The organism is Chloroflexota bacterium, assembly GCA_011322445.1.
In the GTDB taxonomy this organism is placed as follows: Bacteria; Chloroflexota; Anaerolineae; order Anaerolineales; family DRMV01; genus DRMV01.
Genome location: DRMV01000041.1, coordinates 98,264 through 112,980, shown reverse-complemented (window position 1 = coordinate 112,980; position 14,717 = coordinate 98,264). Strand labels below are relative to the sequence as shown.

Below are 14,717 nucleotides of genomic sequence, written 5' to 3'. Positions count from 1 at the left end.
CGGCTGCCCAGGCAGGCACTCCCCCCAGTCTGCCCTTTACGGAGAGGTGCCGGAGTGGACGAACGGGGCGGTCTCGAAAACCGCTGTGGTCCTTAGGGCCACCGTGGGTTCGAATCCCACCCTCTCCGCCAGAAAAACCACAAGGCAGCCAAAAGGCTGCCTTGTTTGCTTTCTGCAACACTATTTCAAACGGGGGTCTCAGGCTTCTTCCGCCAGCGTCAGGCGGCATTCCTCGAAAATGTATTCCAGTGCCATCGTATGGCTGCAGCGGCCGCGCATTTGAAAGAAATCGCAATCGCAATGCCACTGCCCTTGCTCAAAAGTGACCACATGGGGGTTGTTCGCGCCCTGAAAAGTGACCTTGAGGCCCTCGAAGCGCAACCGATCGCGCTCCTGTGCATAGCGTTTGGCCTTTTCAATCTTCCGAACCATCCCAGAATCCATAAGTCGCTCCTTTCGTGGGATAAAAACACAGGCACGCGCGGGCGTGCCTGTGACTCACGGCTCAACAGTTGGGAGAAGCGGGAACTCGCATGGCGGGGCATTCTCCAGAACAAGAAGGTTGCCTAAGTATAAGCCTTCGAGTGAGGATTGTCAAATCGGAGAGATTGGGTTATAATCCGCCCCGCTATCGGGGCGTGGCTCAGCCCGGAAGAGCGCACGGTTCGGGTCCGTGAGGTCGGCGGTTCAAATCCGCCCGCCCCGACTAACTTCCCCAACATGGTTTTGGGGCTTCGCCCCTTTCTTGCCAGCATCGACGCCCGCGGAAAATCCGCGGGCGTTTGTGCGTTCAATGCCCTTGTGCAAGCCCTCGGTCAGGAGCAATGGCTATATCCATCCTCCCCACGTCTTCAATCCACGCTCCCCGCGAGGGGGAGCGACAAGGCGCTCTATGTGGTGAAGGAGTACACCGAGGCGTTTCAATCCACGCTCCCCGCGAGGGGAGCGACCGGCTACGATCTATAATTCGTCAACGACCGGGCGTGTTTCAATCCACGCTCCCCGCGAGGGGGAGCGACCTCAACCTGTGCCACTTCGCCCGCCGCGAGGGAGGTTTCAATCCACGCTCCCCGCGAGGGGGAGCGACGTCAACATGCCCCGCCACGCCCGGCCACGAACCCGTTTCAATCCACGCTCCCCGCGAGGGGGAGCGACCCGCTGGGCGGCGGCGGTGCGTTTTGGGTGCGGTTGTTTCAATCCACGCTCCCCGCGAGGGGGAGCGACATGTGCCAGCACCGTTGCTAACCAAACCCTCAGCAGGTTTCAATCCACGCTCCCCGCGAGGGGGAGCGACACGCAAAGAGAGGGCATAAAGTGGAGCGGGCACGAGTTTCAATCCACGCTCCCCGCGAGGGGGAGCGACTGGTATTCCCGGCAATACATTCCCCAGGTCGACGTTTCAATCCACGCTCCCCGCGAGGGGGAGCGACAGTTAGCACGCTGAGGGGCGGTCACTGCCCAGGCCAGTTTCAATCCACGCTCCCCGCGAGGGGGAGCGACATTGTGACATTGGTCAACTCCCTTTGTGAAGATTGGTTTCAATCCACGCTCCCCGCGAGGGGGAGCGACTTTCAACTCTTGTCAAGAGTGTTGAAAACAAATAGTTTCAATCCACGCTCCCCGCGAGGGGGAGCGACATCTATACATGACGCAACCCCAGGGAGCGGATGGGTTTCAATCCACGCTCCCCGCGAGGGGGAGCGACCGCCAATGCCGGTGGGAACGCTGCCCGCCGGAACGCCGTTTCAATCCACGCTCCCCGCGAGGGGGAGCGACTGGAGTATTAGCGTTTTTGGTTTGCGTGGCAGATGTTTCAATCCACGCTCCCCGCGAGGGGGAGCGACTCGGCGAGGATTACGCAAACCAATTTGAGCAACGTTTCAATCCACGCTCCCCGCGAGGGGGAGCGACTCGCCAGCGCCTCATCTCGCCTCGCCAGCGCAGCATCGTTTCAATCCACGCTCCCCGCGAGGGGGAGCGACATCATGCGCAGGTAGGTTTCCTCGGCCTCCAATTCGTTTCAATCCACGCTCCCCGCGAGGGGGAGCGACGGTGCCGCCAGATGACGCACCGCAGCAGGAGCCCCGTTTCAATCCACGCTCCCCGCGAGGGGGAGCGACACGTCGCCAGACGGCGCTTGGCGTCAGTTTTCTCAGTTTCAATCCACGCTCCCCGCGAGGGGGAGCGACTAACGCCGCCCGCAATTCCGCCGCTGCGTCAGCATGTTTCAATCCACGCTCCCCGCGAGGGGGAGCGACATGTATTCGCCGTCCACCCAGCGGACGTCGAAGGTGTTTCAATCCACGCTCCCCGCGAGGGGGAGCGACTTCGCGGGCGAACGCTTGGGCCGCCATTGCGGGGGTTTCAATCCACGCTCCCCGCGAGGGGGAGCGACGAGGGAATCATGTCCGAGCAACAAAACAATCCAATTGTTTCAATCCACGCTCCCCGCGAGGGGGAGCGACCACCACCGCCCGCGCCGACAACCAATACACCACCCCAGTTTCAATCCACGCTCCCCGCGAGGGGGAGCGACGTGATGGAGCGGTACTACACGCCGCCTGCTGAACTGTTTCAATCCACGCTCCCCGCGAGGGGGAGCGACAGGATCGCGAGTACATCAAGACGCATGCTATCCAGTTTCAATCCACGCTCCCCGCGAGGGGGAGCGACCCTGTCGCTGGTGTTTTCGTACGTGCCGGGGGTGTTTCAATCCACGCTCCCCGCGAGGGGGAGCGACGACGCTCTTGGTGCAGCGCTCCTCAACCTGAGCGGTTTCAATCCACGCTCCCCGCGAGGGGGAGCGACAGAAGCCTTTCGTCAAGCCTTCGAGGTCTCACCAGTTTCAATCCACGCTCCCCGCGAGGGGGAGCGACCTGGCCCGCGCAGTTGGCAGGCGGCAAAATACGGGTTTCAATCCACGCTCCCCGCGAGGGGGAGCGACCAACACTGCGTCCACAATCGGGGCGGTTTCGCTGGCGTTTCAATCCACGCTCCCCGCGAGGGGGAGCGACAATACTCAGGAATTAAAATTTACAGGTTGGAAGTGTTTCAATCCACGCTCCCCGCGAGGGGGAGCGACGTGCATTATCGTAGATAATATTGATGACTATATTGTTTCAATCCACGCTCCCCGCGAGGGGGAGCGACTTTTGGGTTTTTCTTATAATTCTTCAATTTTCTCTCGGTTTCAATCCACGCTCCCCGCGAGGGGGAGCGACGGCTGAGGTTGGTCTTTGCCATTCACTTGCAGGGTTTCAATCCACGCTCCCCGCGAGGGGGAGCGACGTTGGATTTGGAGTGGTATCCGCCGGAGGGCGAGGTTTCAATCCACGCTCCCCGCGAGGGGGAGCGACAAACTGCTCCAACTCGGTCACATCTCGCGCCCAAGTTTCAATCCACGCTCCCCGCGAGGGGGAGCGACCCGTGCTACGACCTGGTGGGCGCGCGCGATGGGCGCTGTTTCAATCCACGCTCCCCGCGAGGGGGAGCGACACAGGGAACGGGTACGGTTCCCGTATGGATTGCGGGTTTCAATCCACGCTCCCCGCGAGGGGGAGCGACCGCTTTTGTGCGTTCATATTTTCTCGCATGCGAGGTTTCAATCCACGCTCCCCGCGAGGGGGAGCGACTCTTCACATGCTGCTTGCAGTAGGCAGCTTGGAGGTTTCAATCCACGCTCCCCGCGAGGGGGAGCGACATCTGGAGCATACATGATTGTGGTGAGGTAATATGGTTTCAATCCACGCTCCCCGCGAGGGGGAGCGACTTTCCGCCCACGCTGATTTTTCCAGGTGGTGGCTCGTTTCAATCCACGCTCCCCGCGAGGGGGAGCGACAGATTGGGAATAGGTGGTTAGTGTGCTACTACCGCGTTTCAATCCACGCTCCCCGCGAGGGGGAGCGACTGGCAATACAGAGTATCTACAAGCGGGAATTATGTGTTTCAATCCACGCTCCCCGCGAGGGGGAGCGACGCCCCACCTGCAAGCCTATCATCAGCAGGCCGCTGTTTCAATCCACGCTCCCCGCGAGGGGGAGCGACATAATGGCGTTTATTACTGCGAAAAACACTACAACGTTTCAATCCACGCTCCCCGCGAGGGGGAGCGACTTCCGCCCACGCTGATTTTTCCAGCCAACCGACCGGTTTCAATCCACGCTCCCCGCGAGGGGGAGCGACTATCCAGAATCATTTCTTGTCTGGTAATTACAAGGTTTCAATCCACGCTCCCCGCGAGGGGGAGCGACGGTGTTAGCTCCGCTGCATTGCCGAAAAGAACCCGTTTCAATCCACGCTCCCCGCGAGGGGGAGCGACGAGATATAGGCGTCACCCGGGGTAATATGGAAGGTGTTTCAATCCACGCTCCCCGCGAGGGGGAGCGACCATGACCGCTTCGACCACCGTCGCCGTTTCGCCAGCGTTTCAATCCACGCTCCCCGCGAGGGGGAGCGACCGGAGATTGTCAAAAATTGGCAAAAACGGTATATAGTTTCAATCCACGCTCCCCGCGAGGGGGAGCGACTTAGACGCTTAAAAAATAGTTGGGCGCTCTATGCCCGTTTCAATCCACGCTCCCCGCGAGGGGGAGCGACACGCTGATGTCAGGAGCGCGGTGACCGACATCAAACTGTTTCAATCCACGCTCCCCGCGAGGGGGAGCGACAGGTGGCCTCGCGAACCATCGGCGCAATTGGCATTGTTTCAATCCACGCTCCCCGCGAGGGGGAGCGACGCCCTGCGTGGCATGTCGCCCGACAATGTGGCCTTGTTTCAATCCACGCTCCCCGCGAGGGGGAGCGACATGATACGGATAGTGGCGAAGTTATCGCAGATTTTAGTTTCAATCCACGCTCCCCGCGAGGGGGAGCGACAAGCGAGGTTTTGAAAATCCGCCTTGCGAGCGGCGTTTCAATCCACGCTCCCCGCGAGGGGGAGCGACGTAAGACGAGTTTCGGCGGTTGGGTGTTTTGGACGGTTTCAATCCACGCTCCCCGCGAGGGGGAGCGACCGACTGCGTTCTACCCGCCCTCATTGGGCGGCGATGTTTCAATCCACGCTCCCCGCGAGGGGGAGCGACGCTTTCCTCATTCCACCACCCACCACCAAAGGAGAGTTTCAATCCACGCTCCCCGCGAGGGGGAGCGACTACTCAATGCTTTCGGCCTTCTTCAGGGCTTCGAGGTTTCAATCCACGCTCCCCGCGAGGGGGAGCGACAAGCGATAACATTGGCATTTTTCAAGGCTTCGAGGTTTCAATCCACGCTCCCCGCGAGGGGGAGCGACTTATCCTCATGGAAATCTTTAACAATTTCCCTAAGTTTCAATCCACGCTCCCCGCGAGGGGGAGCGACGCACAAACACCAGGGCGATAAACGCCACAAAAGCGTTTCAATCCACGCTCCCCGCGAGGGGGAGCGACAGCCCTACTTCTGCTCATTCAGGCATAACCTGGCAGTTTCAATCCACGCTCCCCGCGAGGGGGAGCGACTATGTTGAGATATAAGGAGGCATAAAAATGGAGAAGTTTCAATCCACGCTCCCCGCGAGGGGGAGCGACTGAAAATTTCGTACTTTACAATTACCTTACAAGGTTTCAATCCACGCTCCCCGCGAGGGGGAGCGACCTTCCGGCCCCGCTGGTTTTTCCAGTTCACGGCCCGTTTCAATCCACGCTCCCCGCGAGGGGGAGCGACATAATTTCAACTATCGGGAATATGGGAGCGCACGGGTTTCAATCCACGCTCCCCGCGAGGGGGAGCGACTTGCCAATTTCTGCCAGGTTATGCCCAAATAGGCAGTTTCAATCCACGCTCCCCGCGAGGGGGAGCGACCGCAACATCTGGCGTTCAAAAACACCAACGCCGCCAGATATGGCGCTGGCTTCCGCTATTTTATCCCAGAATGCCCCTTGTTTGTGGGGCTGTTCGGTTGTTAAGGTGCCTTTTGACCTGCGAACCTCCGCACATTTTTATGATCGCTTGCGGTTCGCAGGTGCCTTTTTCTACACCACGAGGGTGCCTTCCAGGTCTACCGGCGCTTTGGCGCCAATGTGCTCTATTTTCCCTTTCCAGTTGTTGCCCAGAAGGTAGAACCGCAGGCTGTCTGTTTCCGGGTTGATGACGTCGCTTAGCCGCGCTTTCAACACTTTCAGTTGGGCAGTGTCTATCAGGCACTCAAATACCGAGTTTTGCACCCGCTGGCCGTAGTCTTCGCAGATTTTGGCCACCTTGCGCAGACGCGCCTGCCCGGCCGGGCTTTCGGTGTTGACATCGTAAGTGACCAGTACCATCATTTCAGGCTCCTCGTTCAACTCCAAAAGAAAGGCGGATACGCGTCCAAATCGCCCCGCAGGTGGCGGGCAAGCAGTTGCGCCTGCACATGGGGAATCAACCCAATGGGGATACGCTCTTTCAGGAAAGGGTGCATGATTGGCTCCCGCTTGCGTTCCTGCCAAGCGGTAATCACTTTCTTGCGGGTGTCGTCGTCCATCAGCACGCCGCCGCTTTCCTTGCGGGTGAAACCACTGCCCTTGATTTGCCTGCGGTTGATCAGGGTGAGCGCCAGGCGGTCGGCCAGCATGGGGCGCAGTTCTTCCATCAAATCCAGCGCTAACGAGGGGCGTCCGGGACGATCGGCGTGCAGGAATCCCACCTGGGGGTCCAGCCCCACACCTTCCAGCGCGGAGGCGACCTCGTAGGTCAAAAGGGAGTACAGGAAGGAAAGCAGCGCGTTGAGGTTGTCGCGCGGCGGCCTGCGGTTGCGTTCCTTGAAGGGAAAGTCTTCCTTTTGCTTGAGCACCAGTTTGCCGAAGACGCGGAAGTATTGCTTGGCGGCGCTGCCCTCCAGGCCGCGCAGGGTTTCCAGGCTGTCGGCATCGCGTACGGCAGGCAAGGTGGCTTTCAGGAAGGTGGAAGCCTCCAGCAAGGCCTGAGTGTCTACCAGCATGGCATGGTCGCGTAGCGCCCGCTCGATGACCACGCGGCTGTTGGCGATTTTCGCCAGCACGCAGGAAACTGCAATGGGCAGGCGCGCGGCCTCGTCTGCGGCGACCTGGTATTGCTTCTTGCGCAGAAGCAGGTTGCCCTTGACCGGCCCCACCACCCGCGCCAGAAAGCGCCCGCTGGGGCGCAGGAAGGTCAGGCCGATGCCGCGCGCGGCGCAGGCGCCCATCAGGGCCGGGCTGATGCCGGGGTAGTTGAAGCACACGATGGCTTCCAGGTTATGCAGCGGCAGTTTGAGTGCCTTGCCCTCTTCTTTTTTGACCACCACGGTTTCGCCTTCCAGCGAGAGGTAGGCTTCGGGGGTGGTGACATAGAGCACGTTGCCGAGTTTCTTCATGCCAGGTCGTCCAGGTATTTTTGGATGTAGGCCGAGGCGGTGAGGCGGCGGTTTTGCAGGCTGGGCAGGCAGATGTCGGCCAGGGAACACGAGCGGCAGGCTTTGGAAGGTTTGACGCGCGGGGTGTAGCCACGACGAAAGTATTGGTGCATTTCCTGCGCCGCTTTGCGCACCAGGTCGCGCAGTTCAGGGGTAAAGGCCACTGGCTCACGACGGCGGGTTTGGGCGTAGAAAATGTAGCCTTGGGGGATCTCCGTCAGCAGCATTTCTTCCAGGCACATGGCCTGGGCGCAGAGTTGGGCTTCGTCTTCGGGGCCGTGTTTCTTGCGCCCGCGTTTGTATTCCACGGGCACGGGCTGCCAGCGGCCTTCCTGCCCGGGAAGCTGGACACCCTCCGCGGCGCGCACAAATTCCACCACATCGCAGATGCCGCTGAGGCCCAGGGTGGGGGAAGCCACCGGCACCGCGCGGGCGATGAGCACATCGCCGCGCTTTTCGGTGATGAACGGCTCATCGGCCCGGCGGTGCAACAGGCGGCCTTCGGCGGTGAGCGCGTTTTCGGCCCACTGGCCTTCAATGTGGATCAGCGCCCACTGCCGTCGGCAAAAGACGAAGTGCTGGATGCCGGAGAGGGGAAGCCATTCGTCGGGCGGGTATGTGCTCATGGGTAGGCGGCGAGGGGACGCCGGCCAGGAACTCCGGCATCCCCCAGAAAAGGTCAGAGTATCTCGGTCAGTTCAACGCCGGGGGGAAGATTGGGATGGTCAACGGTGATGATATAGTCCGAGAATTTGCGCGGCACGGCAACGTCTTTATCTTCAACAAGCGAGACGTGAACCAAATCGAATAATTTATGAGCGGGCGCATTCCCCAGCATTTTCTCATGGGAGAAAATATAAAGGCCGCGGAAAGCCATCAAACCGCGAGAGGAAGAGCGGTCGAAATCCCACATGTTTTGCAAAGCGTTCCAAAACAGTTCCAAGTCTTCTGATGTAAAACCTGTCTGCCTGGCAAAGTAGGGATTGAAAAAACCATGTGCACGGTACAACCCGTACGGCAAGATAGGCTTTCGTCCCATTTCGCTTACCTTGCCTTTTGTTTTGCCATCTTCCGTCACTGCCACCAAGTCCTCTTCCTTCGTAACTGCGACGCGTGTAATGGAAATATCCAGCGGGGCAATAGGATGAATGGAACGGGCAAACGTTAGTTGAATCGGGCCGCGCACTTGTCCGCAATTTACGCCGACCGTCATTACCGCGCCAAAAGCACGAATGTCATAGAAGTTTTCACACATCCACCGGCGGGCTTTTTCAACGTCTTCCCGGGCTTGCTTTGAACCAGTAGATTCAAGCCCCAGCGCCGTATATGCTCGCTTGTGTTTAGTGATCAATGCTTCGCCACTTTGTACATAGATTTTGTATTTTTCCTCTGAACCGCGTATGGCGTCAACCCAGTCTCTAACACGGCGCTTTATGGAAACATCGGTTACAAGCCCTTGCATCGTCTCCGGATCGACGCGAGGCATATTATCCGCATCAGGATCGCCGTTTGGGTTGCCATCTTGTACATCAAAGAACAGCACAAAGTCATGGCGACGGTTGACATCGAGATAAGATTTTGTTGACATGAGAAACCTCCTCAGATAGCGTGAAATTGGACAAAAGACTCAAATCTCATTGTTCATTGGCAGTCGAACGTTCGCTAATACGTTGCCATTTGCGGGCGCGCTGGTGGTAGTAACCAAGAGCGAAGAAGCCCTGCTCCTGCATGGTCAGTGTGGTCGGGAATACAGTGATGTGTGATAACACATCACTCAGTTCGTTTTGCGCAAAAACATACGCCGATTTTTTCTGGCGACGGAGTTTGGAAAGATGGCTTTGGGCTCGGGTGAGTAAGCGCCCAAATACATACGCGGGGGATGTAGAAGCGCCACCATAAGCACGATCGACGATAGTGGTGTTTGTTTTACCCAGTGCTTCGTATTGAATATTCTCCAACACTGCAAGCAAACGGCCACAATGATAAGCCAGAGAAAACTCGGGAGGGGGAGTTTCCAATTGCGACATATCATCCTCCTTGATTAGGTTACGGGTGACAAAAACGAGTTTAATTAAAGCGGCGCGAGCATGCGTTACACGCCGTTCACTCACATTCCGCCTAACAGCCTGTTGCAATAGATTCCAGGGTAATGGAGACCCCATTAAACTGGCCCGCAACAACGTCTGGTAAGTCGAAGTGGTTACCTTGCCTAAATCCATAGCCGTGGCTCCAGCCAAAGCATAAATGCTTAAAGGCTGAGATAAATCGCCGTGTGCATTTACCATGGCTTGAGCAGCAAACCATTGGCGCAAATGTTCTTTCACCTCGCCAACCGTCGTATCAATCCAATCGCGAATGACGGCGCGCCCTCCGCTAGCCGAGAGAGAAGCAGCGTAAAACGACGTAGTATCCAAATTGGGATTCCATTTGCTGGGACGTTGTGATGCGTCCAGTAGATTTTGTACATCTTGAGGATCGGGACGTTGCAAAAAGGAAAGAGGGTTCCACTCTACGGGGTCTCTCGTCCAAAACACAAATACCAACTTCTGTCCAAAGACCAAATGATGTTTATCATTTGCCAGCAAGAAATTCAACGCTTTCGTGAAGCGCTCACTGCACTCAAAGCAAATGGGAGCAATCAAGGAATTCTTAAGCCCATAAGACTCGAATGCGGTTTTGTTGGCAGAAATAAGCGATGTACCTGAACTTTGCCCTCCAGGGATCCCTTTGATTTTTCCCTTGAGTCTAGGCAAAACAGGCTTACGCTCTCCACACGCAATGCACTCCATAACGTTGCCCCTAGGCATATTGTGCTCAATCCAAAAATCGCGCACAGCAGTGATCTCATGCACCAGTTTTCCATCGACTTCAAACACAATGATGCCGCCGGCATCGAAATTATCAGGTAAAACAAGATGCTGCAGAGGGTCATTTTCAAGAAATTGAAGCACCGCCATGACCGCCGGCTCTTGCGTATGGTCAGCACAATCTCTAATCAGGCTCAGATAAGCGGCGTGGCACTTGCGTACTCGCTCCGGTTTGGATTCAGACCGTCCGATACCTAAGGTATATTCTGCGTTGTCGGCCAACAAGATAGGCTTAATGCCCGAGGCCTTCACTGTATCCGGCAAAATCCAACGAGGCAACGTCCCGTCTTCCTTAGTTAAATCTATGGGGTGAGGATTTCGCAACCGGCCCTGGCTATCCAGGCTCAACATATAGCGCACCCCCTTATTGCGATGCACGGGCGGGGCCAAATTGCCTTGTTGTTCCAATCGAGACGCCAGTTCAATGAGCTGTTGCAATAACATCTAAACTCCCTCCGAAGACAACACAGGGACGCGCAGTATCCCCCTTTCCAAACGAGCAGAGAAAAAACGAGGGGTACCGCGCCCGTCATCTTTGTAGTCCAAATCGTAGAGCATGCGCCCGATCTCCATGCTAAGATCAATGGGCTGCTCATCCCCCATGGGTTCAGAGAAATATGCTGCGAACTCGCGCGTGCCCAAATAAGGGCGATGGAAACACGCCCCACGGCGTAACCGGCGTTTAAATTGAGCAACATATTTGGCCGGGTTCGCGTCAACATAAGGCTTCACATCAATGCGGGCTCGAATAATGTATTCTACGTCTCGCAATGCCAGTGTGTGGCGTTGAGCACGATGAAATTGGGCAACGTACCCTTTATGGCTCCCCACCCAAGACCTTGCAGCGCGATGACTAGCAGGTTCGTTCACTTCATTGCGCAGAATCGAGAAATACCGAATTGGTTTGAGCACCCAAATTTCTCTCACCCGCCACACGAATTCCGGTTTCCAGAAAATAGCCTCCAAAATTCCGCGGGCCGCAGATGGGGGGGGCACCGGATAAGTAACACGCTCTGCCTTCATTTCGGGGCGGGTAAAGCAGGCATAGTGACCCCACACCCGCACGCTCAATAAGGGAAAATCATCACTTTGGGACATAGAGCCGCCCTCCTTTCTTGAGATGTACCAGCCGATAACATGATTTCAATCCACTTTCCATGTGATTGGTTGGTAATGGAAAGACAAAAGTATCATAGCACGCAGCGAGGAAAACGTCAAGAGAAGATCACCGCTTTTCCTTCGCCAGGTTCACAGTCACTTAATACAATGCCTCGACGCTCATCATAATTTCCCTTCCATTCCCACATTTGCCCTCCAAATCCTTCTGATGTTTGAGGCATCAAGAGCCCGGCGTGCAAACATGTTGCTGCCCGATAGCGTGGCAAAGTGACCAAATAAGGCTGCAAAGCGCGCATTCTCTCGCGTGTAAGTGGCGCGCCCGCATATAAAGCGCTCAAAATAGAGCGGACTTCTGCCTGTTCTTTCTCACTCCCATATGAGGTGATCACCACATTTACCGTATCGTCTGGTATCAGCCGAAAACGGCGGGCAACCTCGGGGAAATCCCAATTCTCACGGTATTGCTGAATGGTTTTCCCCAAAGCATTATGATCTTGTTGAGCGAGTTTATACAAAGATGAAAAGTATGCATGGATAGCCTCTGGACTGTAAATATCCGGCAATTCCTTCAACAACATGCGTGTGATCTCAACCGCTTGCCTGTAAACACCCCGTGGCAAATGGCCTTGCTCTGGCTCGAAGACAACGACTCGTCCTCTGTGCCGCTTCCCTTCGCGATTTGCGCGCCCAGCAGCCTGAATAATGCCATCCAGAGGGCCTAAAGCGCGCAATACTAACGGAAAATCTATATCTACACCAGATTCAACCACTTGAGTCGCAACCACACGACAAGGCTGCCCTTCACGTAAGCGGTTTAAAATCTCATTGATGACGGCATCCCGGTGTTTTCCGCAAAGCCGTGTGGAAAGGTGCAACGCGTTCGGGTCGTCTAGCGCATCCAACAAGGCCAGTGCATCATCTTTTGTATTGCAGATTGCCAACGAATGGCGTTCCATTCGCATAATGTCAGCCACCTGCTCCCATGACAAAGGCCGTTTCAAATGCCACTCAAATTCAACACGTTTCAATTCGTGAAAATATCGTTCAGAGTTTGGAACAATTTCTCGGGCGTTCAATTCCTGCACCAGGCTGCGGAAAGGAGCAAAGACCTCAAAAGCGGGTTGCGTGGCGGTCGACAATACGACCGTAGTGTGATAATGTGTACACAACTCTTGAATAGCATCCAGCATCGGCTCTAATAAGTGAGGGGGCAAGGATTGGGCTTCATCCAAAATCACCACGCTATTTGCAATGCGATGTAATTTGCGAGTCTGGCTTGTGCTATTCGCAAACAGGCTTTCAAAAAACTGCACTGTTGTCGTCACTATAATGGGAGCATCCCAATTTTCCGATGCCAATCGCCAAGTTTCGGGGATTGTTCCATTCCTGAATATGTTGCTATGATGCTCTAGAACAACAATTCCATCTTCGCCAGCCACTTCAAAAATTTCCCTATATGTATTCGCCGTCTGCTGCGTAATCGTTATATATGGTACAACGACAATGATACGATTCTGACCATGTTTAACAGCATGGCGCAGGGCAAACCCCATTGCCGAACGCGTTTTTCCCCCGCCAGTGGGCACCGTCAAACGAAACAAACCGGGAGGGTATTCGGCGGCCTTTTTGGCCTCTTCGTAAATCTCAGATCGGATCCGGTTGATTTTTAATGCCTGATTCGCTTTCTTTACCAACCGTTGCTGATCTTTCTGAAAACGCTCCCACAGATCTGAAATATCAGCCCAATTACCCCGTTGCCTCGCTTTTGCCGGTTTAAAGTGCGCTTCTGTATCCAAAAAATCAGCATCTACCAGAGATGAAAATAACATGCGGGCAAAGAACTCCCCACTCCGACGATTTTTCTCCCCATTACGGTGATTTCTCAATACATGTTGAGGAAAAGAAATCGGACTGGTTGGTTCAAAGTCCAACACTGTTCTTGCGACCGTTAAAGATTGTTCTGCTGCACCTTTATTTCGCTCATACCAAGATCTAAAATCACTGGGAGACTGCAAACCGCCGTGGTGTCCCTGTATCAACATGCCCAAAAAGTCCCCGAGATGCTTAACAGCAACCCGCGCGCCTGCGGCTTTATGATCAGGCCCTTTACGCTTAATCCCAGCATCTGCATCCCATAAATAACGCTGAAAATCTGGGTGAAATTTGCCTAAGTCATGCCACAAACCCAAGTAATAGGCCACATCTGCCGCTTGGAGGTTTGCAGCAAACGCGGACGCTAATTTTGCTACGTTTAGCAAATGCTTCACCAGATCATGATATTGACCTTGTTCATTTCTTGTATGTGCAATGAATTGAGGAAGTGTTCGCTCAATTAAGATTCCATACAAATTCGCCAACTTGCCTACCTCCTGCTGCAACCTTTTCCTTAACGCCTCGGGCGCCAGTGCTTCCACATCCGCCCCCCAGCCGCGAATCCAGGGGAGCATTTCACGCCAGTCGGCCACCCACGCCCGCCAGACGAGCGCGCCATCGGGCTGGGGTTCCAGCACCTGGGTGTGATGCCACAGCGTCTCGCCCACCCGTTTGGCGACCCGCGGGCTGAAGCGGAGCACGATCTCGGTCGGCGCTTTCTCCGATACCCAGATGCCCCAGGCGTCTTTGAGGTACTCGGTGGGGTCGAAGTCCGGCGGGATGGTGTATTTTTCGCCCAAAGGTCGCACGGTGCGAATGCGCTCAATCTTGAAAGTGCGGATGGCCCCCGGCGGCTCGCGGAAGCCGATGACGTGCATGGTGCGGCCTACGGCATACGGCTCGATGAAATAGGGGGCAAACTTGTAGGCGAAGGTCTGGCCGTCTTCCATCTCATGGGTGACTTTGACCTTTTCGCCGCGCGACCAGGCGCGGGTCAGGGCTTCCAGCACTTCCAAAAACGCACTGTCGTGGCGGCGATGGGGGCCTTCCAGCACTGCCGCCGAGCGCATCATGTGCTCGCTGATCAGAGGCGCCAGGTGCTTCAATGCCTCGCCCAGTTTGCGCAGCGCGCTGGCGGCGTGGGGGTAGTGTTTGTCAGTGCGGGTGGTGAGCAGGCGCGTGGCCAAGTGCAGCGCCAAAGCCTCGTGCATGTTCACGCTAATGCGCACTTGATAGCGGTCGCGCAGGATGCCAATGCGGCGCTCGTCTTCCCAAATGGGGATGCCGAGTTGCGAGAGGTCTTCCACATAGCGCCCCACGGTGGAACGGTGCACGCCCAGCCGCCGGGCGACCTCGGCGCGGCTGAGACCCTCGGGATACTCCAACAGCAACATCAGCATCTGTTGCAAGCGGGTTGCCTTGCTGGCGCTTTTTTCGGCCAATGTTCCCTCCTTTGAGCAAGATGGTGGCTTTGTACC

Annotated in this window: 8 protein-coding genes, 2 tRNA genes and 1 CRISPR repeat array; of the genes, 2 read left to right on the top strand and 8 right to left on the bottom strand. The window is 56.2% G+C overall.

Annotated features, from left to right (window positions below; translation table 11 throughout):
- Positions 1-40: 40 nt before the first annotated feature.
- A tRNA-Ser gene (locus ENJ54_08755) sits at positions 41-131 on the top strand.
- Positions 132-198: 67 nt separating this feature from the next.
- Here ENJ54_08755 and ENJ54_08750 read toward each other — a convergent pair.
- On the bottom strand, positions 199-444 hold the full coding sequence (locus ENJ54_08750; GenBank protein HFC09919.1) for a hypothetical protein: 246 nt from the start codon (positions 442-444) through the stop codon (positions 199-201).
- Between the two features lie 188 nt (positions 445-632).
- On the opposite strand from ENJ54_08750, the gene ENJ54_08745 reads away from it, so the two are divergent.
- A tRNA-Pro gene (locus ENJ54_08745) sits at positions 633-709 on the top strand.
- Between the two features lie 139 nt (positions 710-848).
- Positions 849-5,835: direct repeats of the CRISPR family, unit length 34 nt; unit sequence GTTTCAATCCACGCTCCCCGCGAGGGGGAGCGAC.
- 170 nt (positions 5,836-6,005) lie between these two features.
- On the opposite strand, the gene cas2 is transcribed toward ENJ54_08745, so the two are convergent.
- From cas2 to cas3, 7 genes are all read right to left on the bottom strand, one after another.
- Positions 6,006-6,296: a CRISPR-associated endonuclease Cas2 gene (gene cas2, locus ENJ54_08740; protein HFC09918.1), complete on the bottom strand. Its 291-nt coding sequence runs from the start codon at positions 6,294-6,296 to the stop codon at positions 6,006-6,008.
- A gap of 14 nt (positions 6,297-6,310) precedes the next feature.
- Positions 6,311-7,342 carry a type I-C CRISPR-associated endonuclease Cas1 gene (gene cas1c, locus ENJ54_08735; protein HFC09917.1) on the bottom strand — a complete coding sequence of 344 codons (1,032 nt, stop codon included), beginning with the start codon at positions 7,340-7,342 and terminating at the stop codon, positions 6,311-6,313.
- Positions 7,339-8,007, bottom strand: a complete 669-nt coding sequence (cas4, locus tag ENJ54_08730) for a CRISPR-associated protein Cas4 (GenBank protein ID HFC09916.1) — start codon at positions 8,005-8,007, stop codon at positions 7,339-7,341. The genes cas1c and cas4 overlap by 4 nt, the downstream gene beginning before the upstream one ends.
- Positions 8,008-8,060: 53 nt before the next feature.
- Positions 8,061-8,969, bottom strand: a complete 909-nt coding sequence (gene cas7c, locus ENJ54_08725) for a type I-C CRISPR-associated protein Cas7/Csd2 (protein ID HFC09915.1) — start codon at positions 8,967-8,969, stop codon at positions 8,061-8,063.
- Positions 8,970-9,015: 46 nt separating this feature from the next.
- Positions 9,016-10,692, bottom strand: coding sequence for a type I-C CRISPR-associated protein Cas8c/Csd1 (cas8c, locus tag ENJ54_08720; GenBank protein ID HFC09914.1), 1,677 nt, complete (start codon positions 10,690-10,692; stop codon positions 9,016-9,018).
- Positions 10,693-11,346 (bottom strand): type I-C CRISPR-associated protein Cas5, encoded by a 654-nt coding sequence (gene cas5c / locus ENJ54_08715; GenBank protein ID HFC09913.1) that lies wholly within the window; start codon positions 11,344-11,346, stop codon positions 10,693-10,695.
- A 116-nt stretch (positions 11,347-11,462) separates the two neighbouring features.
- Positions 11,463-14,681 carry a CRISPR-associated helicase Cas3' gene (cas3, locus tag ENJ54_08710; GenBank protein ID HFC09912.1) on the bottom strand — a complete coding sequence of 1,073 codons (3,219 nt, stop codon included), beginning with the start codon at positions 14,679-14,681 and terminating at the stop codon, positions 11,463-11,465.
- Positions 14,682-14,717 lie beyond the last annotated feature (36 nt).

Excerpts from the sequence above, each read along its gene's own strand:
- ENJ54_08750 (HFC09919.1), bottom strand. The coding sequence starts at position 444 with ATGGATTCTGGGATGGTTCGGAAGATTGAAAAGGCCAAACGCTATGCA.
- cas2 (HFC09918.1), bottom strand. The coding sequence starts at position 6,296 with ATGATGGTACTGGTCACTTACGATGTCAACACCGAAAGCCCGGCCGGG.
- cas1c (HFC09917.1), bottom strand. The coding sequence starts at position 7,342 with ATGAAGAAACTCGGCAACGTGCTCTATGTCACCACCCCCGAAGCCTAC.
- cas4 (HFC09916.1), bottom strand. The coding sequence starts at position 8,007 with ATGAGCACATACCCGCCCGACGAATGGCTTCCCCTCTCCGGCATCCAG.
- cas7c (HFC09915.1), bottom strand. The coding sequence starts at position 8,969 with ATGTCAACAAAATCTTATCTCGATGTCAACCGTCGCCATGACTTTGTG.
- cas8c (HFC09914.1), bottom strand. The coding sequence starts at position 10,692 with ATGTTATTGCAACAGCTCATTGAACTGGCGTCTCGATTGGAACAACAA.
- cas5c (HFC09913.1), bottom strand. The coding sequence starts at position 11,346 with ATGTCCCAAAGTGATGATTTTCCCTTATTGAGCGTGCGGGTGTGGGGT.